The following is a 24,890-nucleotide window of genomic DNA, read 5'->3' as shown; positions in this document are numbered from 1 at the left end:
GTTTAATCTCGTAAAAAAGCCCAGCAATGCTGGGCCTAGATTACTTTTATTAACTCAGCGTATTAGAAACGCATTGTTACACCAAGTTTATAACGTGCTTCACCTTCAAAGCTCCACACTGGGAAGTCATTGAGTAGATCAGGGTTTGGTAATGATGTTGATGCATCATTATTACCAAGCTGAATACTGTCTTCCTCTGTTAAGTTAATACCTTCGAAAGTAACATCTAAGTAGTCAGTGACAGAGTACGTTGCACTGAAATCTAGCTGTCCGTAGGCTTGATGCTCACGGTTACCATACCAACCTGGTGCTTCACGAATAATAAACTCTGAACGCCAGTTATATGCTAAACGTGCAGAAAAATCATCATTTTCATAAAAACCAACTACGTTGTAGCTATTTTTCGATGAATCAGAAAATACACCAACACGGTCCGGGTAGTTCTCTGCTGGAGCCTCAGCATCTGAATAGGTATAGTTAAATGAATAACCAAAGCCGTTATCAAACGAATCTTGAATTTGGAACTCAATACCTTCAATTGAACCACCTGTACCATTGGTAGAAGAGCTCACTGTCCAACAGTCATATTGCTGCGCGCCACATGGTGGTTCGCCTGCATCTGGGTTGGTTGTATAAACTGGGATATCAATACCAATTTGTTGATTCGTTTGTTGTTGTGTAGAGATAAACGAACTTACTTCTTTAGTAAAGTAAGTGACGCTTAACATTGCATCGTCATCAAAATACCATTCAACACCGATATCAGCTTGGAATGCTTTAAACGGGCTTAAACCAACGTTACCAGTATTTAAAACTTCATTTAAAGGGCGATTATCTGTATAGCCAGCTAGATTACGCGTTGCAAATAAGTCAGCGTAATTAGGACGAGAAATAACTTGTGCTGCCGAGGTACGTAAAATGACGTTATCAGCTAAGTCCATAACGACGTTTAAGCTTGGTAAGAACTCACTGTAATCTGCTTTATCTGTAGATAAGGTAGAATCGTAAACACCTTCATCGCTTAAGTCATAGTAATCTGACGAAATATCAGTTGAGATGTAACGCACACCTAAATTACCGCGAATACCACCTGCGTCAAAATCAGCCATCGCATAGATTGCTAAATTTTCTTCTTCAATGGTGCCATAAGCTTGTGGGCGTGCAGTATAACCTTCAGTCATTGCTAATGAATCAGCAATCATTAAATCCATATCAGGTTCAGGTATAACAAAGCCACCGCCCGCAGTCACTGTACCAGGGTAGTATGCAGATGCATTTCGCACAGGCACTAAATCTGGGTTTACAATAGCAGCATTACCATCTTGAACAACTTTATGATCGGCATATCTTAAACCAGTTTTAATAGCAGTAACCACACCAAGATCAAGTGGAATTTCGAAATCTAAGTTTAAGTAGCTTTCTTCATCTGAATCAGGGTTATATTCAGGCGCCCATGTTTGCGGACTGATGGTATCAGGTAAAATGCTCGCATCGTAAGATTGGTTTGCTAAATTAAATTTAGTCACATCACCAGTCATATCCATAGAACCATTTAGGTCACTATTATTATTAGCAAACATACCATAGTTTGCAGTTGTTACGTCACTATCAGCACTGGTTTTACCTACACGGCCTTTAAATGTGAATGACTCTGCATCATACTGCCAGTCTAAATCAACAGTATCAGACTTCATGTTTGCTTTACGCGCCCATGTTTGGAAAAAAGCAGTACCAGTGCCATCTATGTTGCGAGAGACACAGTTACCAGATGCGTTAACTTGCTCACATGAGCCCTCACCTGGGAAGATAATGATTTGCGAGTTAGCATTATTCGCATCTAACTCTAAGCTAGTGTAAGTCAAGCCTAATACAAGTGAATCTGACGGCTGATATTGCATGGCAACATTGTACGCCGTACGTTCACGCGCTTGTTGGAATGTTGTTGGCGCCATACCGCCACTCCAGCCACCTGATGATTCAATACCGTTACGTTGGTAATCTACTTCAGATAATGAGCCTGCCGCTAGGATACCAAATGTTTCGTTATTGTTTTTCCAGCTGTATAAGCCAGAAAGTTCAGGATCTGTCTCTTCAGAAACTGTACCATAATCAGCTTTTACACTTGCAAACACAGTGTTTGCGTCTAAATCTAGTGGTTTTCGTGTTTTAACGATAACCGTACCACCAATACCACCTTCAACTAGATTAGCCTGTGACGACTTATAAACTTCTAAGCCACCGACTAATTCTGAAGGTAATAATGAGTAGTTGAAACTGCGGTCTACTGCTTGTTGGTCAAACCAACTTGTTGACGCAACAGTATGGCCATCAAGTAATGTACGTGTAAGTTGTGCTGAAGCACCACGTATTGATACTTGCTGACCTTGTCCAAACTGACGAGATACACTAACACCAGAAATACGACCAAGAGACTCACCTACATCGCCATCAGGAAACTTACCAACATCTTCCGCTGTTACTACGTCGACAACAGCATTAGAAAAACGTTTTCCGTTTAAGTTTTCTTTATTTGAAGCGCGAATACCGCGTACTTCAATAACTTCAACATCATCTTGAACCTTAACTTCATCTGCTGCGAATGCAGCACCAGTAAACCCAGCTCCCACAACTAAGCCGATATTTACTGCTAATAAGCTTTTTTTAAAATTTTTAGCTAACACAGGATTCCCCTCGAATCATTTTATTGGTTTTGTTTATCATTTTGCCTAACCGCCATGACAGCGCTGTCATAGTAGTAACAAACCATACATGCTAAATTACAATTTTGCTACATTTTTCCGCGCTTTTTGTATGAAATTTAACTCATTTACAATTAAGCCATTGATTTAAATGTGATTAATTATTTCATGAAAAAGTAGAGTTCGACTGGTAATTACTCTTCATACCAAGCATGTAAATAATGACGTTTTTTATACTTAATGTATTTAAAGTAGATGACTGCGCGGATAGCAGATGCGATTAAAACGCTATATTGCTCAATTTCAACCATGTGATAACTAATTGTTTTAATTGATAAATAAAGATTTATTCAGTGGTTTTAGGGAGTTGTAAGAGGATTTAAAAGGTACTTAGTTTTAGGGTAATATTTAAGCTTCAAAATTTTTTACAACACTTTGTTGTATAAATTAATCAAGAGTGAAAACAACTCACCAATAAAAAAGGCCAGTAGCAAAAGCGACTGACCTTTCATTAAACCATCAATTCAACATGGTTTTAAAGCAGCTAGTTTAGACTAAATTAAGGTGCCCAATACACTTCAATGTTGATCTCAGGATGGTTCAGTACTGCACGTAACGGCATATCATTCACATCACCACCCGCTAAAGCTTGTTTATACACAGCCAGCTTTTCATCGCCACTAATGAGTAATTTAACTACTTTAGATTGTGAAATTGCATTTAGGGTTAAGCTCATGCGCTCGGTAATACTCCCTGTTACATCACTCTCAATTGCATTAATGGCGCACACAAGTTGACTTGAATCTAAGCCGTTTTCTAGCCCTTGAGCATGTGGAAATAACGAAGCTGTATGTCCATCTGGGCCCATACCTAAAATAGTCACATCAAACGGACGCTTTAATGCTTGAAACTGCGCTTCACACGCATCAACACCTTGCTCTGCAGTGGCTGCTGCATTTTTCATGCTAATAAAATTAGCCGCTGCACCATGGTTTTGTAGCAAGGTACGCTTAATGAATGCTTCATTACTCTTTTCGTGACTTGCCTCTACCCAACGTTCATCAACCATAGCAACATCAACATGAGCCCAGTTTAAATCAAGGGTTGATAAATGCTTGTACGCAGGTTCAGGTGAAGAGCCACCTGAAACCATTAGCACTGCACGGCCATCAGCTTCAATACCATCACGTAAGGCCTGCTCTAATGACTGAGATAATTCATCAGTTAAAGCGGCTTTATCGTCAAAAAACTTTTCTACTATTGTTGCCATTACTTATGCCTTATCACCGGTGTTAAACCAAACATGGTTATTCTCTGCTAATAAATCATCAGCGTCTTCAGGACCCCAACTACCCGCTCGGTACAATGAAGGTTTACCCTTCTCTTGCCAACGCTCAATAATTGGATCAATCCATTTCCACGCTTGGCGTACTTCGTCGCGGTGAATAAATAATGAAGGATTATTAGCGGCCGCATCAAGCATTAAACGTTTATAAGCATCAGAATGGAAACCATTACTATATGCTTGTGACAATTCAATATTCATCGTTACAGGTTCAAGTTGCATATCTAAGTTATCAAGACGCTTTGACATCAGTGTTAACTGAATGCTTTCTTGAGGCTGTAAGCGAATAATCAAACGGTTTGGTTCAATATTGCCTACGCTGTCTTCATACACGTTATGCGATACTTTTTTATATTGCACTACAATTTCAGCGCAGCGCTTCGCCATGCGTTTACCGGTGCGCAGATAAAAAGGCACGCCCGCCCAACGCCAGTTATCAATATGCGCACGAATAGCAACGAAAGTTTCGGTTTTACTCGCCCCTTCGTTTAGCTCTTCAAGGTAACCTGGGACTATTTTACCGTTTAAATCACCAGGTACGTACTGACCACGAATAATATTATTATCAACATCTGTGTCTTCAAGTGGACGTAATGCTTCTAATACTTTTAATTTTTCGTTACGGATGCTGTTAGCGTTTAACTTATGTGGTGACTCCATAGCCACTAAACAAAGTAGCTGTAACAAGTGGTTTTGCACCATGTCACGTAAGGCACCCGCTTTGTCATAAAAACCAGCACGGCTTTCAAGCCCTACCGTTTCTGACAAGCTAATTTGAATATTATCAATCGATTTAGCATCCCACATGTTCTCAAATAATGAATTTGAAAAACGCAAGGCCATTAAGTTTTGAACCGTTTCTTTACCTAAGTAGTGGTCAATACGGAAAATTTGTTCTTCGTTGAAGTACTGTGCAATTTTCGCATTAATCACTTCGGCTGACTCACCGCAGTAACCAATCGGTTTTTCTACTACAACGCGCGAGTTAGCAGTAATTAGTTTTTTAGTTGATAATATTTCACAACAGGTGCCATAAACAGCAGGTGGAAGAGATAAGTAAAATACTCGTGATTTATCGCTGTCGTCTTCATCTAGAATTTTTTTCAATACATCCCAGTTATCATCCGCCTCGGTGACATTGCTCACTACAGGTACTAAAAAGCCTGAGAACGATTTCCAATCTTTTGCGTTATATTCGCCTTCGCTTAAAAATTCTTGTAATGCTTTGTGTGCAGTATCGATGTATTCATCGCATTTACTTTGTTCGCGCACGGTAGGCAAAATACGTGAGCCTTGCGGTAAGTTACCTTCTTGATATGCTCGATACATTGCAGGAAGTAATTTGCGTAACGCAAGATCACCACCGCCCCCAAAAATTATAATATCAAAAGGATTAAGCATAGTTACTCTCTACGTTTATGCTACCTGCCACTACCGTATTGGTAATCAGTTATAGCGGTTTATTATCTGGATAATGCAGACCTCAGCGCAAGGCCTGCTAATGTTGTTAGTTATCTGCGCGATTAAAAAATGGGTCTAGGGACACTGTAATTCCTCTCACAAAAATACAGGCCCTAGGACTCCAGCGCTACCCGTTCAAAGGTATTTGGTTACTTATTGTGTAATAAGTGAAAATGTTACTGCGTACGGTGTTGTTTGTAGTACGCCATTAAGCCCTGTGTTGAGCTGTCATGCTCATTAACCACGTTATCATCAGTTAATTCAGCTTCAATTTTAGATGCTAAGCCTTTACCAAGCTCTACACCCCACTGATCAAATGAACATATTTGTAAAATAATACCGTGACAAAAAATCTTATGTTCATAAAGTGCAATTAATCGACCGACCGCTTTTGCATCAACCGTGTCTAATAATATAGACGTTGTTGGGCGGTTCCCTTGGTGAATTTTATGCTTAAGTAGCATTTCAATTTGTGCAGGCGTTTTGCCTTTAGCTGTTAGATCAGCCGTTATCTGCTTAGCATCAACCCCGTTCATTAGTGCTTCGGTTTGTGCAAAAAAGTTCGATAATAAAATATCGTGATGCTTATCGACGTTAACCTGTGGTTTTACAGAGCCAATAAAATCAGCAGGAACAATCACATTACCTTGGTGCAAACATTGATAAAACGCATGCTGACCGTTTATTCCTGTCATACCCCAAATAATAGGCACGGTAGTGTAAGGTACGGTTTGCCCATCAAAAGTGACGTGTTTACCGTTACTTTCCATTTCACCTTGTTGTAAATACGCTGGCAACATATGCAGTGCCTGGTCGTATGGTAAAATAGCTTGCGAATCAAATCCTAAAAAGCTGGTATTCCAGATGCTAAGTAGCGCCATAAGCAAAGGAATATTTTGTTCAAGCGGCGCCGATTTAAAGTGCTCATCAACTTCAAATGCTCCCTCTAGAATGTCCTCAAACGCTTCAAACCCAGCATAAAGTGCAATAGGTAAGCCAATGGCGCTCCAAAGAGAAAAACGACCACCAACCCAATCCCACATGGTAAATACGTTTTCGTCACTAATACCAAATGCAGCGGTTTTTTCTAAATTGGTGCTTACTGCAACAAAATGCTTTGCTATAGCGCTGTCATCTTTTGCACTATCTAAAAACCAATCAACCGCTGTTTTTGAGTTAGTCATGGTTTCTGAGGTAGTAAATGTCTTTGACGAAATTACAAACAACGTGGTTTCAGGGTTTACTTTATCTAGTACCGACGCAATTTGTACGCCATCTGCATTTGAAACATAGTGAACGTTTAATGGCTTATCAACCACTGCTTTAAGTGCTTCTGTTGCCGTTTGTGGCCCTAAGTTTGAACCACCAACACCAATGCTAACCACATCTTTTACCGCTTTTCCGGTATAACCTAGCCATTGGCCACTACGCACTTTTTCAACAAAGGTCTTAATTTTGGCAAGTTCACTATCGACCGCTTCTGTAATATTTTCGCCGTCAACAATAAGCGGTGTATGAGCGCGATTTCTAAGTGCGGTATGTAAAACCGCACGGTCTTCGGTGATATTAATTTTTTCACCGATAAACATTTTTTCACGCCAGGCTTCAATGTCGCATTCTTTCGCTAATGAAATTAATTGGGCAAATACACTTTCATCTATGCGTTGTTTTGAGTAATCAAACAACACACCTGGAATTTGAGTAGAGAATTGAGAAAAACGAGAATCGTCTTGTGCAAATAAAGTTTTCAGATGCGTTTGTGTCATCCTTTGTGCACTATTTTTTAGTGCTTGCCAACTTACTAACTCAGAACGGCTCGCCATGTAAATATCCCCTAATTAATTAATCTATTGATTTTAAGCGTTTTATTTTATTTTTTACGACACTAAACAAGCGGTTTTTGTAAAAAGCAAAGCCCAATATTATAGCTTAAATAGTCTAAATTGCGTTATTTTTATAAGCTTTGATGCAGATGATAGCGCAATTTTTTGCTTTTGACACCGGTATCATAAAATTAAAAATTGAAATTAACAACAGTTCAACCCCTCTGAACAATGAAGATTTGATTAATTTCTAATTGAAGCAGACAAAAAAAAGACCGACACATGTCGGCCTTTTTCCTTTATTAGGGTATCAGCCTGTCAATGCTAAACCACCTGATAAGTTAAAAACACTGCTATAACCAAGTTCAATTAAATTTGCTGCCGCAATTTTTGAACGGTTCCCACTTCGACACACCAGTATATATTTATTTTTTTTATCTAGTTGGTCTTGGGTAAGTGCATAGGCCATTCGACTTAAGGGGATATTTAAAGTTTTAGCCTCGGGAACATTGAGCAATGCACTTATATTGTTTGCGCCATGCTCATAAGGTTCTCGGGTATCAATTAAATACACATTATCATGTAAGAGCATGTCTTTTGCTTGATTAAAGCTAAGCTGCGAAGTGTTTACCGCAGGCTTTGCATTAACATAGCCACAAAGCGAATTTACTCGGGCCTGTTGTGAGTCGGCTTGTTGTTTTTGCACGGCAAATTCAGCATGACTGATATCACCTTTAATAAGCGCTTTTAATAAAGGTGTTTGCTGCTGTTGCACAGCCCAATTCATGGCAAAACACTGTTGATAATCATGTCCAGAACATATCACACTGCTTGGATTAAGCTCTGCCGCTAACTGAGTCAGAGAGTGTGCCATCTGCATCGCATCTCCCCCATCAAGTACTGTATTACCAAGCCCTGCAGGTAAAATTAAATCACCACAAAAGCAGTACTGCACATCGCCATTATTAGCGTTTAATAAATAACTCACGCTATCTTGGCTGTGCCCAGGCGTCGCTAACTTTTCAAGTACATGCTCGTTTAGTTGCAACTGTTCGCAGTTAATAGGCCAACCTAATTGATCAACTTCGCCAGCAACTAGATTTTCTTTCAGTGCACTGCGCATTAAATTAAGTGCACAGTGACGATCTTGGTGCTCATGCGTGTTTAAAATAGCAGTAATAGTTAAATTTTGCGTATTCACTATTTTTTCAAAGCGAGGGATCAGTTCAATAATCGGGTCAATAATAAATGCCTGTTGATCGTCAGCTACATACAACCAACTGCAAGCACCTTGATGTCTAAATTGGGTAAGACCAAAAGCACACACTTCTTGGGCCACAAGGCTGCTATCAGAAATAACCAAGCAATTTGCTTGTAATACCGTTTTGAGTGCGCGAATTTGCTCACATGCATAGTCTATTTGCGCCATAGTGGCGGCAGGTCCAAATGATAAACGAATCGCGTTTTCACTTTGCCATTTTGAGGCTCCCATCGCATCAAGTACAAAACTTCGGGTTGCCCCCGTGCTACAAGCTGAGCCACCGCTCACCCTGATACCGGCAGCATCAAATAAATCAATAACTTCTTTACTGGTTAAATCATTAACTGCAAAGTTTAACGTTGTAGGCACAGAACAAGCAAAATCATGGTTAAAGGTAATAGAGCCGAAGGTATCAACCAAGGCATTATGCAGTTTATCGCGATACAAATTAAGTACATCTGTTGATTTAAAAGTATCGTCTTGTTTATCAAGCAGCAAACTAAACAGCTTATTAAGCCCTGCAATACCGGGCAGGTTCTCTGTACCTGAGCGCATGCCACTTTCTTGGCCACCGCCAGCTATAAACGGCGTATATGGGCTACCTTGACGAATATACAATAAGCCGATGCCTTTGGGTGCATAGAGTTTATGCCCTGAAAATGGCGCATAATCGATACTTGTTTCACTTAGGTTAAGTTGTTGCTTGCCCAGTGCTTGTACGCAATCAACCATCCAAGTCACATCGCTATTTCGACTACGAATCACCTTCTCTATAGCACTTAGATCTTGATACACACCCGTTTCGTTATTAACAGCCATAGTGCAAATCATCAGGGCATTATCAATATGCTGAGCAATAAAGTCTAAATCTAAAATACCATTACGGTTAACCGGTATAGCAATAATGTCAGCGTTAATTTCAAGTACGGTATTCCAATGTTTTAGCGTATTAGGTACCGCTTTGTGCTCAGTTGCTCCGTACAATAAAACCGGTTTAGATTTGATGTGATTTTTGGCGTTAATTAGCGTTGATACGATAGCAGTTTGAATACCTTCAGTAGCACCCGAGGTGAATAAAATATCGCCTTGCTGCGCGCCAATAACGCTGCGCGCTTTTTGCCTAGTTTGTTCTAATAAGTGCTTCGCTTGAATGCCTGTTATATGGGGGCTTGAGGGATTACCAAAGCAAATTTGCATCGCATGGCACACCACCTCTGCAATACATGGCAATACAGGTGTGGTCGCATTCGCATCGAGATAAACTTGATCATTGGGTTTATCTGGCAATAAAAAATCTGACATTAAAAACGCACCTTATTACTAAAAAATATATCTTATTCCCAATAATACATAGTTTTAATAGGAATGAATAATAATCTTTAGTTTTAAGGATGCGTTTACTATGCTTTTTTAGTTATCGAGCTCTTGTGCGAGTTCTTCATGTGTGGATGACCACGCCTTGATCAGCGCTTTTACTAATGATGCTAACGGAATGGCAAAAAACACGCCCCAAAAGCCCCACAGCCCACCAAAAAATAACACGGCGACAATAATAAACACCGGATTTAAATCAACCGCTTCAGAGAACAACAAAGGAACCAACACATTACCATCAAGCGCTTGAATAATGCCGTAAATAATTAAAATGGTCCAAAACTGTGTTTCTAAACCAAATTGAAACAGCGCCACCGCCGCCACAGGGATAGTAACCAGCGCGGCGCCAACAAACGGAATAAGTACTGAAAAGCCAACTAATACACCTAACAGAGCCGCATAACGTAAGTCCAATACAGTAAAGGCAATAAAAGACACCGAGCCAATAATTAAAATTTCGAAAACTTTGCCACGAATATAATTCATTATTTGCTGATTCATTTCATGCCACACTTGCAAAATTAAGCGTCGTTGGCGCGGGATCAGTTTAGCAATGCTGGCACTGAGCTCTACTTTGTCTTTAAGCATAAAAAACACCAGTAGTGGTACTAAAATAAGATAAATCAACCACGCAACAGCATCTTTTAATGAATTGAGCGATGCCGACAGCACCACTTGGCCAAATTCCAACACTTTGGTTTCTACCGTTACCACAATAGACTGCACTTGCTCCGCACTAATAAGGCTGGGGTATTTAGCTGGTAGGTCGAGTAAAAACGATTTACCTTGCTCTACCATATGCGGGGTTTCTTGTACTAAGTTACTACTTTGCTGCCAAAGCACCGGGCCTATAACTAGTATTAAAGTAAGCATAATACCAATAAATATAAGCATCACTATGCTAGTAGCGGTAAAGCGCTTTAAGCCAAACCGCTCCAAGTGAACCACGGGCCAATCTAATAAATAAGCAATGATCAGTGCCACTAACACAGGCACAATTAATGGGCCAAAAAAGTACAACATGGCAACCAGTGCCAATAATAAAAAAAGTAAAGTAACTGAATTAGGATCAGAAAACTTTTTTTCATACCATGCTTTTACATATTCAAACACGCAACGGCTCCACTAATAACAACGATTGTTGTTTATTTAACTTGTAATAATACATTTTTTTTTGCAAATATCGTTCAATATCGTCTGTGTTTTGCTCGCTTGAGATATTAAAGGTAATTGCTTGTCTTAACGATATTGCCTCACGCAGCCCTAATTTAAACTGAATAAATTGCTGTGGGCATTTATAAGCGCGCAAATCTAGCTCTAGCATACTCGTTTCGCTACCTGTTCACATTAATAATAAGTCCTATACCTGGGCTAATTAAGATTAACCGCAGTTAAATTTAACTTTTTCTTAAAACAACCTCTGCAATGGTTTATCCTTATAGCATAGTTAGCTAAAAGGATACGTTAATGTCTAATTCGCATAATAAAGCGCAATTGCCTAGCAATCCAACTCTCAAAGAAATTAATTGGTTTAAAAAACAAATTAATTGGGGGGAGCTGCCGCATTTTTATCACTTAGTAGCTTCGTCAGTAAGCGAGTGTGAAAGCATTTTTGATCATGGATTTGATAATGCCATAAAGCGTATTACCGACAAGCGCAATTGGAACCTCAAGGCGTTAGGCATAGACCCTAATGAGCTTTTTGAGAAAGAGAGCAATAACAAGCCACGAATTTCATTGCATCAGGTATTTACAGAGCGCGGCTTTGAACTACAAGCGTTCCCTTTTTCTCATGATACTGCCATCGATAGATACGCACGACATGATGAGTCAATGGAGTTTATACTGTGGGATCCATTGACCATGAAAACCGTTATTCGCATTAATCAGTTACATAAATTTATTGGCTTTTACTTAGACCAAGGCGATGAAGCAGACAAAGCGCTTATATTACATTCCCATAAAGTGGTTCATAAGATTATTGCTTTTTTACAAACTCAATTGAACATTGTTAAGGTTGATGGGGTCTCAATTAAGGCGTTTTATCAACTATGTGAAAAGGACAGCCGTTTATACACAGATGATACAGCTAGTGCCCCTGATAAAAAATAAACAAGGAATATAATGCAGCTAAAATCAGCCTTTATCACTTTATGCAGTGCAGTGCTTACATTTAGCCTACTAATAAGTGAGCCGTTAAAGGCAAAAACAAATCTTCAATTGCCCGACTTAGGCACGTCTGCACTGCAAGCTTTGCCGCTCGAAAAAGAAAAAGCAATTGGTGAAGTGATGATGATGCAGATCAGAGGCTCTTCGCCATTAATTAACGATCCGGTGCTTGATGAATACCTAACAACTTTAGGCCGAAAGTTAGTTGCGAATGCCAATGATGTGCGCTTTGGTTTTTCATTTTTTTGGTTAAATAACCCCGAAATTAATGCCTTTGCATTTTATGGCGGTCATGTAGGTGTGCACACGGGCTTAATTGCTCAAGCCGATAACGAGAGTCAATTTGCCTCAGTGCTTGGTCACGAAATTGCGCACGTTACACAGCGCCACCTTGCAAGGCGCATTCAGCAACAGCAAGACAATAGCGGTCTTACTATTGCCGGTATGATAGCCGGTATTTTAGCAGCCGTTGTAGCCCCAGATGCAGGCATGGCGATAATTTCAGCCAGCCAAACACAGTCGGCATTTAGCCAACTCACCCATAGCCGTTCGGCCGAACAAGAAGCCGATAGAATTGGTATGCAAACTCTTAATAATGCAGGATTTGATGCCCGAGCTTCCAGTGAATTTTTAACTAAACTTGCAGCGCAAATTCGTTATAAATATAAACCCCCTGCATTTTTACTGACTCACCCACTTCCTGAAAGCCGCGTGTCGGATGTACGCTTACGCGCCGAGCAATATCCAAAACGCCAGATAGGTTCAAGCCTGGATTTTAACTTAGCAAAAAGCCGTGTATTGGCACGTTACGATAACAAACCCGAAAACGCAGAGGCCTTATTTAGAAAGTTAATGCGCGAAAATACCTACAATAACGTAGCACTACAGTATGGTTTAGCGATTAGCTTAGTTGATCAGAAGAAAACGGATGAAGCACAGCTTATCCTGGATAAGTTATTGGCAAGCGATCCTAAAAACTTATTTTATATTGATACAAAAACAGACTTGCTAATTGCACAAAAAAAAGCAGCTGACGCAGTTAGTTACTTAAGTGAATTAAATAACTATCGGCCAAACAACCAAGTAATCACTTTAAATTATGCAAACGCCGCGTTAGAAGCTGAGCAATATGAGTTAGCTGAAAACACACTAAAGTCGTTTTTATTAGAAAAACCAGATCACAGTTTAGGTAAACAGCTTTTAACCGACGCCTATAAAAAACAAGAAAAGTTGGCCGCGTATCATGAAGCTAACGCCGATGTGTTATCGCAATATGGCGCATATTTAAAAGCCGCTGACGAAATACAAAAAGCGCTTAATTTTGTAGAGCCTAGTGAAAATGTAAAACAACAGCGTTTAAAAGCGTTACTCACACAATATCGGTTATTGCAAAAAGAGCTTGCAAGGCTTTAAGTCTTTGCTGAGTTCACCTAAAATAGCCGCAATTTATACTTTGGATGCACCTTTTATGTCAGTTACTATTTACCACAATCCGCGTTGTTCAAAATCGCGTGAAACACTTAACCTATTGCAAAGTAAAAATATTGAACCGAGTGTTGTTGAATATTTAAAAACACCGCTTTCTCATGAGCAAATTAGTACCTTAGTTTCTCAACTGGGGTTTAATTCGGCACGCGATTTAATGCGCACCAAAGAAGAGCAATATAAAGCCCTTAATTTAAAAGACGAAAATGATGAGTCGGTTCTTATTACTGCCATGGTCGAAAACCCAAAATTAATTGAACGCCCCATTGTTGTTAACAACAATAAAGCGGCCTTGGGTCGTCCGCCAGAAAACGTATTAAGCGTTCTATAATGAGTGCAACCATTGTGGTGCTGTACCACTCAAGCCATGGCTCTGTAGAAGCCATGGCGCATGAGATTGCAGAATCAATAGAGCAACAAGGCGCAACCGCCTTGTTGCGTACGTTTGTGGCTAAAAACCCACATGACATTGTGATAAATAAAGACGATTTAGTCGCTTGTGATGGGCTTGCATTTGGTACACCTACCCGCTTTGGTATGATGGCCGCACAAGCAAAAACGTTTTGGGAAACCACCAGTGATCTGTGGCTTAAAGGCCAACTTATAGATAAACCTGCTTGTGTGTTCTCATCATCTAGCAGTATGCATGGGGGAAATGAAGCAACCCTACTAAATTTATCACTACCATTATTACATCATGGGATGATGTTAATGGGCGTACCTTACGATGTACCTGAATTACTTAGCACCGAAACAGGAGGCACACCTTATGGCGCTTCCCATGTTGCTGGCAGTAGTAACAGCTCTACCCTAAGTAAAGATGAAATTAAAATATGTCAAAGCGTCGGTAAACGCTTGACGCAAGTTGCGAGTAAACTTAAATGACCCAAAAGAGCGAGTCAGCAAAAAAACCAGTGACCATAAAATTTCAGCGCCTAGCCTTATTTGGTTATTTTGGCCTGCTTATTTTAATGCCACTATGGATGTTTGTATTAGCACCAAGAGAAGGCCACAGTGACGCCTTTCTCTTTTTAGTCTATGTGTTACCGCTGTTATTACCTTTAAAAGGCATACTACAAGATAAAACCTACACCTATGCGTGGGCTAATTTTATCGTTATGTTTTATTTTATCCATGGCTTTACATTGCTGTGGGTTGCTCAAGATGAGCTAATATGGGTCTTGCTAGAGTTACTATTTGCCTCGTCTATGTTTATTGGCTGCACTTACTATGCACGCCATAGAGGACAAGAGCTTGGACTTAAGATTCGCAAGCTTAAAGATGAACTTGCTGAAGAAAAAGCAGCGCATGAACACGATAAAAACAACTCATAGCTAGCAGCTAAAAACATAAAAAACGCGCTATACTAGCGCGTTTTTTATGTTTTTAAATGAGTGTTTAAACTAACTCGCTTAAAGCTGCCAGCCCCACTATACAAGCTAAACCTAGCTGCGCTACCAGACTAAAAACCGACATCATTCTGACTAAAAATAATCCCCAAGGGTGCTTTATATGTGGATACAACGAACAGCGCTTTAAATTTGTTGCAAAGAAAAAACACACTACCGTCGTCATAGTCATAAAAAGGGTTAGCTCACTTTTTATAGTGATCTTTTCATCAAAAAAGAAGAATAACTGTAACGGTAATAATAAAGCTACAACCGCATGTAATACATGCACTTTTTTAATTCGCTCCAACTGCCCTTCTGGGGATAACTCTTTAATACCAAAGTCACGCTCAAGACATTTAACTAAGTTACTGGCTTTAATGCTTACCGCTAAGCGATAACAACTTAACCCCTCGTTATTACGCGCTCTAAAATCATATCCCGCTTTGAGCAGTAAAATCATTAACGATTCATTTTTACTCATCACCGCGTAATGCAGCGCCGTATTACCTTGACTGTCTACCGCTTTTTTATCTTGGTACTGCAGGAGTGTTTCTACTACATTTACATAGCCTTTTTCTGCAGCCCACATAAATGCTGTTTTGTTATCTGCATCGGTTAAAGTGCCTGTGGCGCCTTGCTCAATAAATCGCATTGCCATGGTTTGCTTAGCTTTTTTCTTGTTTAAATGAGCAAGTAAGGCATTTTCTAGCAACACAATAGAATCAACATCAGGCGAAACTTGAGTTAACAAAGTAAAGTAATCTTTGCCAGCCGCTACTTTTTCGCTGGTAAGCTCTGCTAAATAGTCAATGTCCGCAATCGACTGAGGAATGTGTGTACTTAAACGCTCTCTAAAATCGACCTCTTGCCAAATAGACAAGGTATCTGCAGCTGAGAGCTTAGCACCCTGTTCTAGCGCATGCTCTATCAAAGTAAAAAAGCGCTTACTAAAAAATAGGCTAATTAATGAAAGCGGCGTTTCAATGTTATTTTGTGCAGATACACTTGCGTATTTCTCCAGTCGCTGACATAACATTAAAACAATATTTTCTATGCTGTAGTCATTGGCAAAATAATGCTCTTTAAGTGCAGCAATATACACTTGTGCGTCTTCATCATATTCACAAATATGCTGAAAATAACATTCTTCAAACGGCTCTAAGGGGGTTAACCAGGTTAAATAATAAATTGGGGGCAAAACCGTGGTGCATACACCATCATCTTCTTCAGTAGAGCGACAGGCAGGCCAAGCTTCTAAAGCATCTAAAATGAAGGCACCGTTTTGTTCAACCAGTCCTTTGACCAGTAACGGGTATTCCTTTGGCCAAATTAGTACATTTTCCATTAAAACAACACAACTCCAGTGTAGCTCGGGTGAGTGGTCAGTTATAACAGTTTTTAGCTGACACCACGCTTAATCAAATAGGATGATATTCTAACACAGCTAAGTAGCCAAGCTAGCGTAAACTCATGCAATATAGGCCAAAATACAAAAGCAGCTAACGACATACGCCATTAGCTGCTTTTACGGTTGGAGCTGTTAATTGCTAACTTTGCTGAAGTTCTGCTGTGACTTGATCTAATCCCACATCAGAAATGCGTTGAATGATCTCTTTTTGCTTAGCACTAAGTAGTGATATTCCCTCAGCAACAATATCGTATACTTTCCATTGCTGATCGTTCCCTAAGCGAAGTTTAAAGTGTAAATCTATGATGGGTTTATTAGCTTCAATAATTTGCGTTTTAACAGTGGCAAATTTAGAGTCGCTTGCAGCGGCGTCTTGCTCAAAGATTACATCTTGCCCTGTATACTTCATTAGTGCACTCGCATAAGTACCCGTTAAGTAATGCTCTACCGCACCAATAAAGGCAATGCCCTGCTCGCGGTTGATGCCTTTAATATGTTTGCCTAATAATTTAAACGACACAAACTTAATATCAATATGTGGCATCAAACGCTGCTCAACAATTAAAGACATCGCTTCTTTGCTGGCATTACCTTGCGCATTTACCTCTCCAATATCGTTAAATAATGATTCGGCTACAGTTTGCAATAATTGTTTAGGTGACGACTGAGCTTGTGCAAATAAAGCACTACTGAAAAAAACAGCAACAACCACTAAAAGCTTTATAAGTTTCATAATAAATGCATAGCTTAAATAATTAATTTAAGCGTAATTTACGCAAATAACAGGCAACAAAAAAGGCGTAAATAAGCACCTTATTAATGCCCATATAGCACCAATGTAATTAGTTAAATAAATTCAATCAGTTAAAGAGTTCAGTTAACAAGCCATCTACAAGCGGATTTTTGTGCTCATTGAAAACACCAATTCACCGCCCTTATCATTTAATTACTATTTTAATTTCCTCCGTAGTTGGCGTTATGAAGACCTCATATAATATGATTTCAATTATTGTTTTTTGTTTATTTTTACTGACCACTCATGCGGCCCATGCATCCTCAAACCATGGCTATGCCGTAGACCTACTGAAAGGCGAAGGCAATGTGACTGGGGTAAAGCTTGCGTATCAGTATCATCCAGAGGGTTTGCAAAACTTTGTGGGCGATGCACGTTTTTACCTAGAAAGCAGTATTAACCTATGGCATTACCGCCTTGATCAACAATCACAATCCAACCTAGTATTTGCTGTCTCACCGGTGGTGCAATTCCCAGCGTTTAGCCTATACAACACGCCATTTTATGTGGAAGCTGGTATCGGCTTTTCATTACTTGATGAACGCTATTTTGCAGGAAAAAACCTAAGTACTCACTATCAGTTTGAAGATAGGATAGGCTTAGTAGCCGATTTTGGAGAAACCAATGTAGCACTGCGCATTATTCACTACTCAAACGCTGGGTTTAAAGCACCTAACCCAGGGATTAACTTTTTAACTTTATCGGTAGCGCAACGGTTTTAAACACCCGTTATAAACACTCAAAATATTGCGGCTTTTATTGAAAGTGGTCATAATTACTGCTTAATAAACAATAAGGTCAACAACATGCAAATTTGGCAAATCGTACTCGTTATGGTGATTGTAATGGCTGTTATTATTGGCAACTTAGCACTATTACGCCTGAGTGCAAAAAGCGAGTTTAAAGCCTCCCCCACTTCTATTACTCATAAAAAAGACACAAAAAAGCCCTGAATAATCAGGGCTTTTTCAACTAAACAGTCACTCTAGCCAACTAACCAATGTGCCATTAAGGCAATAACTGGTAATGTAACTAAGGTTCTGAGGATGAAAATAACAAACAACTCAAAAATATTAACCGGTATTTTACTGCCTAATAAAAGTGCGCCCACTTCAGACATATAAATAAGTTGCGTTACACTCATGGCAGCAATAATAAAACGAGTTACATCACTTTCAATTGAGCCTGCGGCTAAAATAGACGGAATAAACATATCTGCAAACCCGACCATAATAGTTTGTGCCGCCATTTCAGCTTCGGGCACTTGTAAAAGCTCCAAGAACGGAATAAACGGCATACCTAAATATTGAAATATCGGAGTGTATTCAGCAATAATAAGTGCAAAGGTACCCACAGCCATGACGACCGGTAATACCGCAAACACCATATCAAACGCGTTATGTACGCCTTCCTCTATGGTGCCTTTTAAACCAGGTGCTTTTTCTGCTTTAGTCAGTGCAACATCAAGAGAGTGCTTAAATAAAGTTTTGCCTTCAGGCACTAGTTCGGCGTTTCCATCAGGCTGCTCCCCATCAATGAACACATCCTTTTTAAAACGCAGTGGTGGTAAACGAGGGACAATTATCGCAGCCACTACACCGGCCAAACACACGGTTAAGTAAAACGGAGCAAACAAATATTCTAATTTAACTTGGCCAATAACCACCAAACAAAACGTAATTGAAACAGCGGAGAAAGTGGTACCAATAATAGCAGCTTCACGTTGAGTGTAGTATTTATCTTCGTACTGACGTGCAGTCATTAAAATACCGACGCTACCATCACCTAACCACGAAGCAACACAGTTAACAGCACTGCGTCCTGGCACCCCAAATAATGGGCGCATTACTTTAGTAAGTAAGGTACCCACCAGCTCAAGTAAACCAAAATTAAGTAATAACGGCAGTAACAAGCCCGCTAAAATAAACACCGAAAACAACACCGGTAATAAATCTTTCAATACCAGCAAGCCGGTATTTTCTGAGGTAATAGCATGCGGCCCAACTTGAAAATAAGTTAAAAGCACAAACGCCATACCAAATAACCGTGTTACTAACCAAATCCAACTCACATTAAACAAATGATTTAATAAGCGAAATTTGGTTAAGCTTTTCGGTTTAATCACACTAAACAGCAGCGACATAGCGCCAGTAATACAAATAATGGTAGCTATTAGCCCTAGTGCTATTTCACTAAATAACGCTTGAATTGCTTTTGCCATTACCGCAATAGGAATCGTCATTATTTCGCCAGACGGTACTGGCGTCATGAACAAAAAAACACCGATTAAAGAAGGAATTAAAAAGACCAACCATACTTTCAAATCATAACTTTTTTGAACGGGTGCTGGGGGTGATGAATCTAACTGAGACATATTTTCAACCTGTAAAAACCACAAAAAGAGCTAAGTGCTCTTTTTGTGGGAAGTATTTATATTTATTAAATTTTAATACCGCGCTTGATTAACGCCGCTTCTAATGCTTGTTGTAAACCATTCATGGTACCTGGTTCAAGCGTTTCGCCTTTGTCATCCATCCACGTTAGACTGGTGCCACCTTGTTTGGTTTTGCTAACCAAAATTTGGTATTGACCTTCATCAATTGGAAGCTCTGTTGGTTCATCACCCCAAATTGAATCCCATACACTACTTTCTACTTTCGCGTAATCTGCTGTAATTAAACCTGTCTCTTGGTTTATTTCAACGATAGTGAAAGATAAACGCTCTAAGAATCCAGAAAAGCGATCGAATACCGTATCGTAAGCCTGCTCAGTAACAAGTGCAGCATTGCCTTTGTTATCAAACCCAAGTTCTAATGAAATTATTCCTTGGCGCTTACGCATATCAACTTCAAGTTGACGGTAGCGGTAATCAAACTCACTCACAACTTGATTAAGTGCGCGCACTTCTAGCTGCTGTTTTAATAAATCAGTCAGAGGCTTATCACCTTTGAAATCAATAAGCTCAGCGGTTAAAGACGCCGTACGTTGATGCTCTTTTTCTTCAATAGTAAATTTAAAGCGCTCTAAATCAACACTTTCATCATCGCCCCATAACCAGCTTTCTTCTGGCTTAACAATGGCGTACCAATCTGTTTCCAGTGTTCCTTGCATTTTGTTTTGTTGTGTCGCGCTAATGTTGTTATCAGCAAGCACTGCTTGAATCGAGTCCCAAATGAATACATCTAAATCGTCAATGCCGTCATTTTTATCAAAATAAATACGTGCTTGTTTATCTGCTTCCTCAACCCAACTGCCTTTGGCAATGGTTAACACTTGCGCCGGCGGACGATAGTTTGTTGCCTCCGGATTATTATCATATTGACCCACATCCATCTTATAAACAGGATCTTGAGCGGGCTGTGATAACGAAGCAGGTGCTTTAACCGGCTCATGCGCGCGGTAATTACGCTCATTATGGGCATCACTTGTAAATACACTACACCCTGACAAACTTATCAATACACTTACTGCTAGTGCTTTTGGGATCCAATACTGCACAGATAATTCTCCTTAGCATACCCTTAATTGTTTTAACAAATATATGAGTGGGTAATACCGATTTGGTTCAGTGTAAAATCAATATTAACTTTACATTTATAATTTGCTTATCTAACTGCATTAAGCCAACAAGATGACCAACAGACTAGGCTACAAATAGACACATTTTTGCTATGGTACTTTCACAAGCTTGTAAAAACAAGAAACACTGCACTATTAACCGCCTAAAATTAACCGTCACTGTAGTTTAGCGCAGGTTTTGTGTTAAACTTTGCCGCCGTGCAACGCTACGTGTTTATTTTTTGTTGCCAAGTCGGTTGTTATCATCCAAGTAACTTAGGTACTTTAAAACCCATGACTGCATTTTCAAATCATCAAATTGTTTTAACCGCAATTGGCGAAGATAGATCGGGCATCGTTAGTGAGCTTACGCAACTCGTCAGTGATTGCCACTGTAATATAATAGATAGCCGTATTGCTATTTTAGGCAACGAACTTACTTTTATTATGTTACTTAGCGGTGATATGTCAGCCATTAGCCGTATTGAGCATACACTGCCTACCAAAGGTATGGAGCTTGGCCTGCTCACTATGATGAAACGCACTTCAAGCCATAATCAAAGCGAGTTTTGTGCAGGCTATACCTTAGAATATACCGGCATAGACACCCCTGGTACCTTGAGTAAAGTAACGCGCTTTTTTGCAGATAATAATATTAACATTTGCTCATTAAAGTCAGATACCTACGAAGAAGAAACTGAACTTAAAATGCGATGTGAACTTGAATTTAATATTCCCGTTGACGTTGACATTGACCAATTTAAAATTAGCTTTGAAAACCTTTCGCACGTTTTAAACGTAGATTACATCTTTCGACGTATCCGCTAAGGAGTTTAACATGAACAAAATTACCCCATTACAAAGTGGCGACACGGCACCAGTTTTTAGCTTACAAAACCAAAATGACGAAACCGTTGTGCTCAGCGAGTTATTAAAAGAAAAACAAGTACTGGTATACTTTTACCCTAAAGCATCAACGCCTGGCTGTACCGTACAAGCCGAAAACCTGCGTGATCAACAAGCCGAGCTTGCTAAATTTAACACCCATGTAGTTGGCATAAGCCCAGACCCAATTAAGCGCCTTAAAAACTTTGAAACTAAAAAAGAGCTTAACTTTGACCTACTTTCTGACGAAGATCATGCCATTGCTGAGGCATTTGGGGTGTGGGGCTACAAAAAATTTATGGGCAAAGAGTACGATGGTATTCACCGCCTCACTTTTTTAGTAGGCCAAGACGGTAAAATTAAACACTTATTTGATAAGTTTAAAACCAAAGATCACCACCAAGTGGTGTTGGACTATTTAGCTGCTGAATAAAGGCTAAACAAGATAAGAATAAAAGCGTTGCTCAAGGGCAACGCTTTTTTGTATTTGCTTATTTATAATTTAGCTAATAACGGTGATTGTGGAATACCTACTCGAGGAAGTAGAGCCGGTGTTACCGCAAAGGCTGCTGGTAAACGTCCTTTCAATTCAGCCATTTTTATTTGATTATTTTGCTGATCGTAAATGTAGTATTTTAAAACATCACCATAAGCACTTCCCTTTAAACTATCTAGTTGCAGTGTATTTAATGCATTGTCGTAATCTGCTGCATAAATATAAGCTAATGCTAAGTTTCCAGCAGAACCTTCGTGTAAGTTACCGTCAAGCTCTCTAGACAACCCCTCTAATTCAGCTATAGCCAGTTCATAACGACCTAGTTGTATGTAGGCATTAGCAAGCGAGTTTTTCGTAAAATATGGCGGGTTGCTTCCTGCTGGATACCATGTTTCGTAAGCACTTAAGATATCTTCATATTGTTCAAGTTTAGAAAAAACATGGACGAGTAAAGTATAACTTTCTAATTTAATTTTTCCCTCTTCAAAACCTGATAGCACATCTCTATTTGCATACCATTTTTGAATATTTTTTGCCGTTTGTATTAGTTGTGTGGGTTGCTCACTTTTTGCATCACCAGCTACCTCTAAAAGTTGCGCTAACTGTTGGTTATACTGATTACTAGCTACGGGCTGTTTTTGCGCACTATGTTGTTCATCCTTTGGATTTTCATCAACAATTTGTGCTGCTGCCAACGCGCTAAAAGACAGTGCAGCCAAAGCCATGACTATATGTTTACTTTTCATTGTTTTTTCCTTGTTTAACATTTTAATCCTCTGAACGTTAAAACTCTTTGAGTGTTCAATATTCAAAAGAGGGGGAGTGAAAAAGCTATATTTAGATTTTTTTTCATGCTCAGAGAGTAACAAACTGGCTAAATCTAACTGATACTTACCTTTGAGTTTACGCATACATTTTTCGTCACAACTAAGCTCTAACTGCTCTTTTGCCAAACGCGCTAGTTTTGAGCATATTGGGTTCCACCAAAAAACACTTTCTATAAAGCAAATTAGCCACGTCCAATAAATATCACCTTGTTGTAAGTGCGTTAATTCGTGCTCAATAACAGAGTTTAATTCTTTTCGATTTTCCATCTCAGGAGTAAGCCAAATAACAGGATTGACTATCCCTGTTGCAAAAGCAGGCCCGCCAATTGAGGTGAATCTAATTGGATAGATACCGTTTGAACGTTTTGAGGTTTTGTATAGACTTGAATTAACTTGTAACTTTTTCACTAATTTTACGTACAGCATGATACGTAATATAAACAAGCCGATTCCGCTAAGCAGCAATACAGTCAAAATATGCTTTAATGATGGTAACCAACTCACCGAAGTAATAATGCTACTTTCTGATGTTGTGGCCTGCTCACTGGAAGGGACTATTAACGTATTTAAAAAACTAAACTCAGCAACATTAACAGTATATTGCGATGTACTTTCAAATAATGGCAATTGAGAAAGGTATTGCCAAGGAACAAACCACGCTATTAAAGCCAGCATTATTACGTAAAAATTTAATCGTGAAGGGGCGCTTTTCATCCCTAAAGATGCAAGCAAACAAAACACGCTAATAATTGTGCAAGTTACAAAATAATCCATCATAGCCTTCTCCTTTAATCTTGCTTTTTATTTTTCAATAACGATTGTAGGTACTCAATATCTTCGTCATTCAGCTTTTCTTCTTTAATAAAATGAGCAATTAAGCTGCGTGAGTTACCTTTAAAAAAACGCTGCATAAAGCTAGGCATTACCTGTGCTGAAAATGCGTTTTGAGTGATCACTGATTTAAATACAATCGCTCTACCCTCTTGTCCGCAGCGAGCTATCGCTTGTTTTTGCTCTAATCTATCAACAATTGTTTTCACTGTGGTGTAAGCTACTTGCTTATCTTTTTGTGTATCAGCAAGTAGTGCTTTATGTAACTGGCTAGCAGTACAAGGTTCGTGCTGCCAAAGCAGCTGCATAATATCTAATTCAAATTCACTAAGTTTCATTTTAACCTCTATTACTACAACTGTAGTTTTCAACTATTACAAATGTAGTAATAAGCGTTCAGTGTGTCAATATAAATTTTAAAATAAGAAAATAAATTTAGAGGTGGGTAAATACATAAGCGTTACAAGGCATCATTATCAAAGTGAACATATATAATGAGATGTCATTTTTTGTATTTCTTGCTTTAGCCCTTTAGCCTCGTGGCCGATAGCTAAATTAGTAACGTATAACATTATGGATAATACGCAATGATACAGCTAAATAAACAATCAGCCTTTGACGTTAAAATTACAGCCGATAAAGCTAATATGGCGCAACAAACAAAAGAGCCTACAAAAAATCAGGACAACGCTGATTATCAGTTATCAGACAAAGAGCGCAATAAACTCTCCTCAAAAGGTGCTGATCAAAACGTTGAAAAAGCCACAAATTCAGAGATGCCAGAGTATATTGCAAAAATGATAGAGCAACTTAAAGAGCTCAAACAGCGACTTGAAGAACAAAAAGAGCAACTCACTCAATTACAAGCTCAATCGGACCAAGAAGACGAGGTGCTAAAGGCACAAATTGAAGCACAAGCTAATATCGTTTCAACAATACAGTCGCAAATAGTTACGCTGGTGCAAACAATTAGCCAAGCAATGAAAGACGCTGGTGTTACTGATGCTGGCGCACTTGTCAGCGCCATGGTTTAATTTTTACATCAAGTATTTAGCTTTATATAACCGGTTTTATTAAAGCACTT

At 39.3% G+C, this 24,890-nt stretch carries 23 protein-coding genes; 10 read left to right on the top strand and 13 right to left on the bottom strand.

Annotated features, from left to right (window positions below; genetic code table 11):
- Window positions 1-62 precede the first annotated feature (62 nt).
- The 7 genes from AC27JR_RS07390 to AC27JR_RS07360 all read right to left on the bottom strand — a co-directional run bounded on the left by AC27JR_RS07390 (window position 63) and on the right by AC27JR_RS07360 (window position 11,287).
- Window positions 63-2,681 carry a TonB-dependent receptor gene (locus AC27JR_RS07390; protein ID WP_076918501.1) on the bottom strand — a complete coding sequence of 873 codons (2,619 nt, stop codon included), beginning with the start codon at window positions 2,679-2,681 and terminating at the stop codon, window positions 63-65.
- Between the two features lie 577 nt (window positions 2,682-3,258).
- Window positions 3,259-3,969, bottom strand: coding sequence for a 6-phosphogluconolactonase (pgl, locus tag AC27JR_RS07385; RefSeq protein ID WP_076918500.1), 711 nt, complete (start codon window positions 3,967-3,969; stop codon window positions 3,259-3,261).
- Between the two features lie 3 nt (window positions 3,970-3,972).
- Window positions 3,973-5,445 carry a glucose-6-phosphate dehydrogenase gene (gene zwf, locus AC27JR_RS07380; protein ID WP_008464581.1) on the bottom strand — a complete coding sequence of 491 codons (1,473 nt, stop codon included), beginning with the start codon at window positions 5,443-5,445 and terminating at the stop codon, window positions 3,973-3,975.
- A 236-nt stretch (window positions 5,446-5,681) separates the two neighbouring features.
- Complete coding sequence (pgi, locus tag AC27JR_RS07375) at window positions 5,682-7,328, bottom strand: glucose-6-phosphate isomerase (RefSeq protein ID WP_487173210.1); 1,647 nt, start codon at window positions 7,326-7,328, stop codon at window positions 5,682-5,684.
- A gap of 310 nt (window positions 7,329-7,638) precedes the next feature.
- Complete coding sequence (locus tag AC27JR_RS07370; RefSeq protein ID WP_487173209.1) at window positions 7,639-9,891, bottom strand: aminotransferase class V-fold PLP-dependent enzyme; 2,253 nt, start codon at window positions 9,889-9,891, stop codon at window positions 7,639-7,641.
- Between the two features lie 108 nt (window positions 9,892-9,999).
- Window positions 10,000-11,076, bottom strand: coding sequence for an AI-2E family transporter (locus AC27JR_RS07365; RefSeq protein ID WP_131691235.1), 1,077 nt, complete (start codon window positions 11,074-11,076; stop codon window positions 10,000-10,002).
- Entirely contained in the window at window positions 11,069-11,287 is a 219-nt protein-coding gene (locus AC27JR_RS07360; protein WP_008464573.1) for a hypothetical protein, read from the bottom strand. Before AC27JR_RS07360 ends, AC27JR_RS07365 begins: the two co-directional genes overlap by 8 nt.
- 143 nt (window positions 11,288-11,430) lie before the next feature.
- Here AC27JR_RS07360 and AC27JR_RS07355 point away from each other — a divergent pair, with 143 nt between their 5' ends.
- From AC27JR_RS07355 to AC27JR_RS07335, 5 genes are read left to right on the top strand one after another with little or no spacing between them, the layout of a single operon-like run.
- The gene (locus AC27JR_RS07355) at window positions 11,431-12,075 is read left to right on the top strand and encodes a hypothetical protein (protein ID WP_008464571.1); all 645 of its coding nucleotides are present in this window, start codon (window positions 11,431-11,433) and stop codon (window positions 12,073-12,075) included.
- A gap of 12 nt (window positions 12,076-12,087) precedes the next feature.
- On the top strand, window positions 12,088-13,545 hold the full coding sequence (bepA, locus tag AC27JR_RS07350) for a beta-barrel assembly-enhancing protease (protein ID WP_487173207.1): 1,458 nt from the start codon (window positions 12,088-12,090) through the stop codon (window positions 13,543-13,545).
- A gap of 55 nt (window positions 13,546-13,600) precedes the next feature.
- Complete coding sequence (gene arsC, locus AC27JR_RS07345) at window positions 13,601-13,948, top strand: arsenate reductase (glutaredoxin) (protein WP_487173206.1); 348 nt, start codon at window positions 13,601-13,603, stop codon at window positions 13,946-13,948.
- A complete protein-coding gene (wrbA, locus tag AC27JR_RS07340) occupies window positions 13,948-14,502 on the top strand; it encodes an NAD(P)H:quinone oxidoreductase (protein ID WP_487173205.1) in 555 nt (184 codons plus the stop codon). Before arsC ends, wrbA begins: the two co-directional genes overlap by 1 nt.
- Window positions 14,499-14,951: a DUF2069 domain-containing protein gene (locus tag AC27JR_RS07335; protein WP_487173204.1), complete on the top strand. Its 453-nt coding sequence runs from the start codon at window positions 14,499-14,501 to the stop codon at window positions 14,949-14,951. Before wrbA ends, AC27JR_RS07335 begins: the two co-directional genes overlap by 4 nt.
- A 64-nt stretch (window positions 14,952-15,015) precedes the next feature.
- On the opposite strand, the gene AC27JR_RS07330 is transcribed toward AC27JR_RS07335, so the two are convergent.
- Window positions 15,016-16,353, bottom strand: coding sequence for an ankyrin repeat domain-containing protein (locus tag AC27JR_RS07330; protein WP_487173203.1), 1,338 nt, complete (start codon window positions 16,351-16,353; stop codon window positions 15,016-15,018).
- Window positions 16,354-16,555: 202 nt separating this feature from the next.
- A complete protein-coding gene (locus AC27JR_RS07325) occupies window positions 16,556-17,149 on the bottom strand; it encodes an MlaC/ttg2D family ABC transporter substrate-binding protein (RefSeq protein WP_487173202.1) in 594 nt (197 codons plus the stop codon).
- 245 nt (window positions 17,150-17,394) lie between these two features.
- Between AC27JR_RS07325 and AC27JR_RS07320 the strand changes: the two genes are divergently transcribed.
- Together AC27JR_RS07320 and AC27JR_RS07315 are read left to right on the top strand one after the other, a co-directional pair.
- On the top strand, window positions 17,395-17,931 hold the full coding sequence (locus AC27JR_RS07320; protein WP_487173201.1) for an acyloxyacyl hydrolase: 537 nt from the start codon (window positions 17,395-17,397) through the stop codon (window positions 17,929-17,931).
- 84 nt (window positions 17,932-18,015) lie between these two features.
- Window positions 18,016-18,162, top strand: a complete 147-nt coding sequence (locus AC27JR_RS07315) for a DUF2897 family protein (RefSeq protein ID WP_076918494.1) — start codon at window positions 18,016-18,018, stop codon at window positions 18,160-18,162.
- A 32-nt stretch (window positions 18,163-18,194) separates the two neighbouring features.
- Here the strand turns inward: AC27JR_RS07315 and AC27JR_RS07310 are convergent, their stop codons facing one another.
- A complete protein-coding gene (locus AC27JR_RS07310) occupies window positions 18,195-19,583 on the bottom strand; it encodes a YjiH family protein (protein ID WP_487173200.1) in 1,389 nt (462 codons plus the stop codon).
- 65 nt (window positions 19,584-19,648) lie between these two features.
- Window positions 19,649-20,707 (bottom strand): NlpB/DapX family lipoprotein, encoded by a 1,059-nt coding sequence (bamC, locus tag AC27JR_RS07305; RefSeq protein WP_487173199.1) that lies wholly within the window; start codon window positions 20,705-20,707, stop codon window positions 19,649-19,651.
- A 354-nt stretch (window positions 20,708-21,061) separates the two neighbouring features.
- On the opposite strand from bamC, the gene AC27JR_RS07300 reads away from it, so the two are divergent.
- Both AC27JR_RS07300 and bcp read left to right on the top strand, forming a co-directional pair.
- The gene (locus AC27JR_RS07300) at window positions 21,062-21,595 is read left to right on the top strand and encodes a glycine cleavage system transcriptional repressor (RefSeq protein ID WP_008464556.1); all 534 of its coding nucleotides are present in this window, start codon (window positions 21,062-21,064) and stop codon (window positions 21,593-21,595) included.
- Window positions 21,596-21,605: 10 nt separating this feature from the next.
- Window positions 21,606-22,085 (top strand): thioredoxin-dependent thiol peroxidase, encoded by a 480-nt coding sequence (bcp, locus tag AC27JR_RS07295; RefSeq protein WP_487173198.1) that lies wholly within the window; start codon window positions 21,606-21,608, stop codon window positions 22,083-22,085.
- Between the two features lie 62 nt (window positions 22,086-22,147).
- On the opposite strand, the gene AC27JR_RS07290 is transcribed toward bcp, so the two are convergent.
- A complete protein-coding gene (locus AC27JR_RS07290) occupies window positions 22,148-23,752 on the bottom strand; it encodes a M56 family metallopeptidase (protein ID WP_487173197.1) in 1,605 nt (534 codons plus the stop codon).
- A gap of 11 nt (window positions 23,753-23,763) precedes the next feature.
- Window positions 23,764-24,144 carry a BlaI/MecI/CopY family transcriptional regulator gene (locus tag AC27JR_RS07285; protein WP_076918490.1) on the bottom strand — a complete coding sequence of 127 codons (381 nt, stop codon included), beginning with the start codon at window positions 24,142-24,144 and terminating at the stop codon, window positions 23,764-23,766.
- Window positions 24,145-24,393: 249 nt separating this feature from the next.
- Between AC27JR_RS07285 and AC27JR_RS07280 the strand changes: the two genes are divergently transcribed.
- Complete coding sequence (locus AC27JR_RS07280) at window positions 24,394-24,840, top strand: hypothetical protein (RefSeq protein ID WP_076918489.1); 447 nt, start codon at window positions 24,394-24,396, stop codon at window positions 24,838-24,840.
- Window positions 24,841-24,890: the final 50 nt, after the last annotated feature.

The organism is Pseudoalteromonas sp. NH0006-26 (assembly GCF_057552415.1).
Note: the sequence above shows the minus strand (reverse complement) of the source record. Positions and strands in the feature narration are given on the sequence as shown.

Coding starts and splice junctions, on each gene's coding strand:
- AC27JR_RS07300 (WP_008464556.1), top strand. CDS start 21,062: ATGACTGCATTTTCAAATCATCAAATTGTTTTAACCGCAATTGGCGAA.
- wrbA (WP_487173205.1), top strand. CDS start 13,948: ATGAGTGCAACCATTGTGGTGCTGTACCACTCAAGCCATGGCTCTGTA.
- AC27JR_RS07370 (WP_487173209.1), bottom strand. CDS start 9,891: ATGTCAGATTTTTTATTGCCAGATAAACCCAATGATCAAGTTTATCTC.
- bcp (WP_487173198.1), top strand. CDS start 21,606: ATGAACAAAATTACCCCATTACAAAGTGGCGACACGGCACCAGTTTTT.
- AC27JR_RS07325 (WP_487173202.1), bottom strand. CDS start 17,149: ATGAAACTTATAAAGCTTTTAGTGGTTGTTGCTGTTTTTTTCAGTAGT.
- bepA (WP_487173207.1), top strand. CDS start 12,088: ATGCAGCTAAAATCAGCCTTTATCACTTTATGCAGTGCAGTGCTTACA.
- AC27JR_RS07320 (WP_487173201.1), top strand. CDS start 17,395: ATGAAGACCTCATATAATATGATTTCAATTATTGTTTTTTGTTTATTT.
- AC27JR_RS07355 (WP_008464571.1), top strand. CDS start 11,431: ATGTCTAATTCGCATAATAAAGCGCAATTGCCTAGCAATCCAACTCTC.
- AC27JR_RS07280 (WP_076918489.1), top strand. CDS start 24,394: ATGATACAGCTAAATAAACAATCAGCCTTTGACGTTAAAATTACAGCC.
- AC27JR_RS07310 (WP_487173200.1), bottom strand. CDS start 19,583: ATGTCTCAGTTAGATTCATCACCCCCAGCACCCGTTCAAAAAAGTTAT.
- pgl (WP_076918500.1), bottom strand. CDS start 3,969: ATGGCAACAATAGTAGAAAAGTTTTTTGACGATAAAGCCGCTTTAACT.
- zwf (WP_008464581.1), bottom strand. CDS start 5,445: ATGCTTAATCCTTTTGATATTATAATTTTTGGGGGCGGTGGTGATCTT.
- AC27JR_RS07290 (WP_487173197.1), bottom strand. CDS start 23,752: ATGATGGATTATTTTGTAACTTGCACAATTATTAGCGTGTTTTGTTTG.
- AC27JR_RS07285 (WP_076918490.1), bottom strand. CDS start 24,144: ATGAAACTTAGTGAATTTGAATTAGATATTATGCAGCTGCTTTGGCAG.
- AC27JR_RS07335 (WP_487173204.1), top strand. CDS start 14,499: ATGACCCAAAAGAGCGAGTCAGCAAAAAAACCAGTGACCATAAAATTT.
- arsC (WP_487173206.1), top strand. CDS start 13,601: ATGTCAGTTACTATTTACCACAATCCGCGTTGTTCAAAATCGCGTGAA.
- AC27JR_RS07360 (WP_008464573.1), bottom strand. CDS start 11,287: ATGCTAGAGCTAGATTTGCGCGCTTATAAATGCCCACAGCAATTTATT.
- pgi (WP_487173210.1), bottom strand. CDS start 7,328: ATGGCGAGCCGTTCTGAGTTAGTAAGTTGGCAAGCACTAAAAAATAGT.
- AC27JR_RS07315 (WP_076918494.1), top strand. CDS start 18,016: ATGCAAATTTGGCAAATCGTACTCGTTATGGTGATTGTAATGGCTGTT.
- AC27JR_RS07330 (WP_487173203.1), bottom strand. CDS start 16,353: ATGGAAAATGTACTAATTTGGCCAAAGGAATACCCGTTACTGGTCAAA.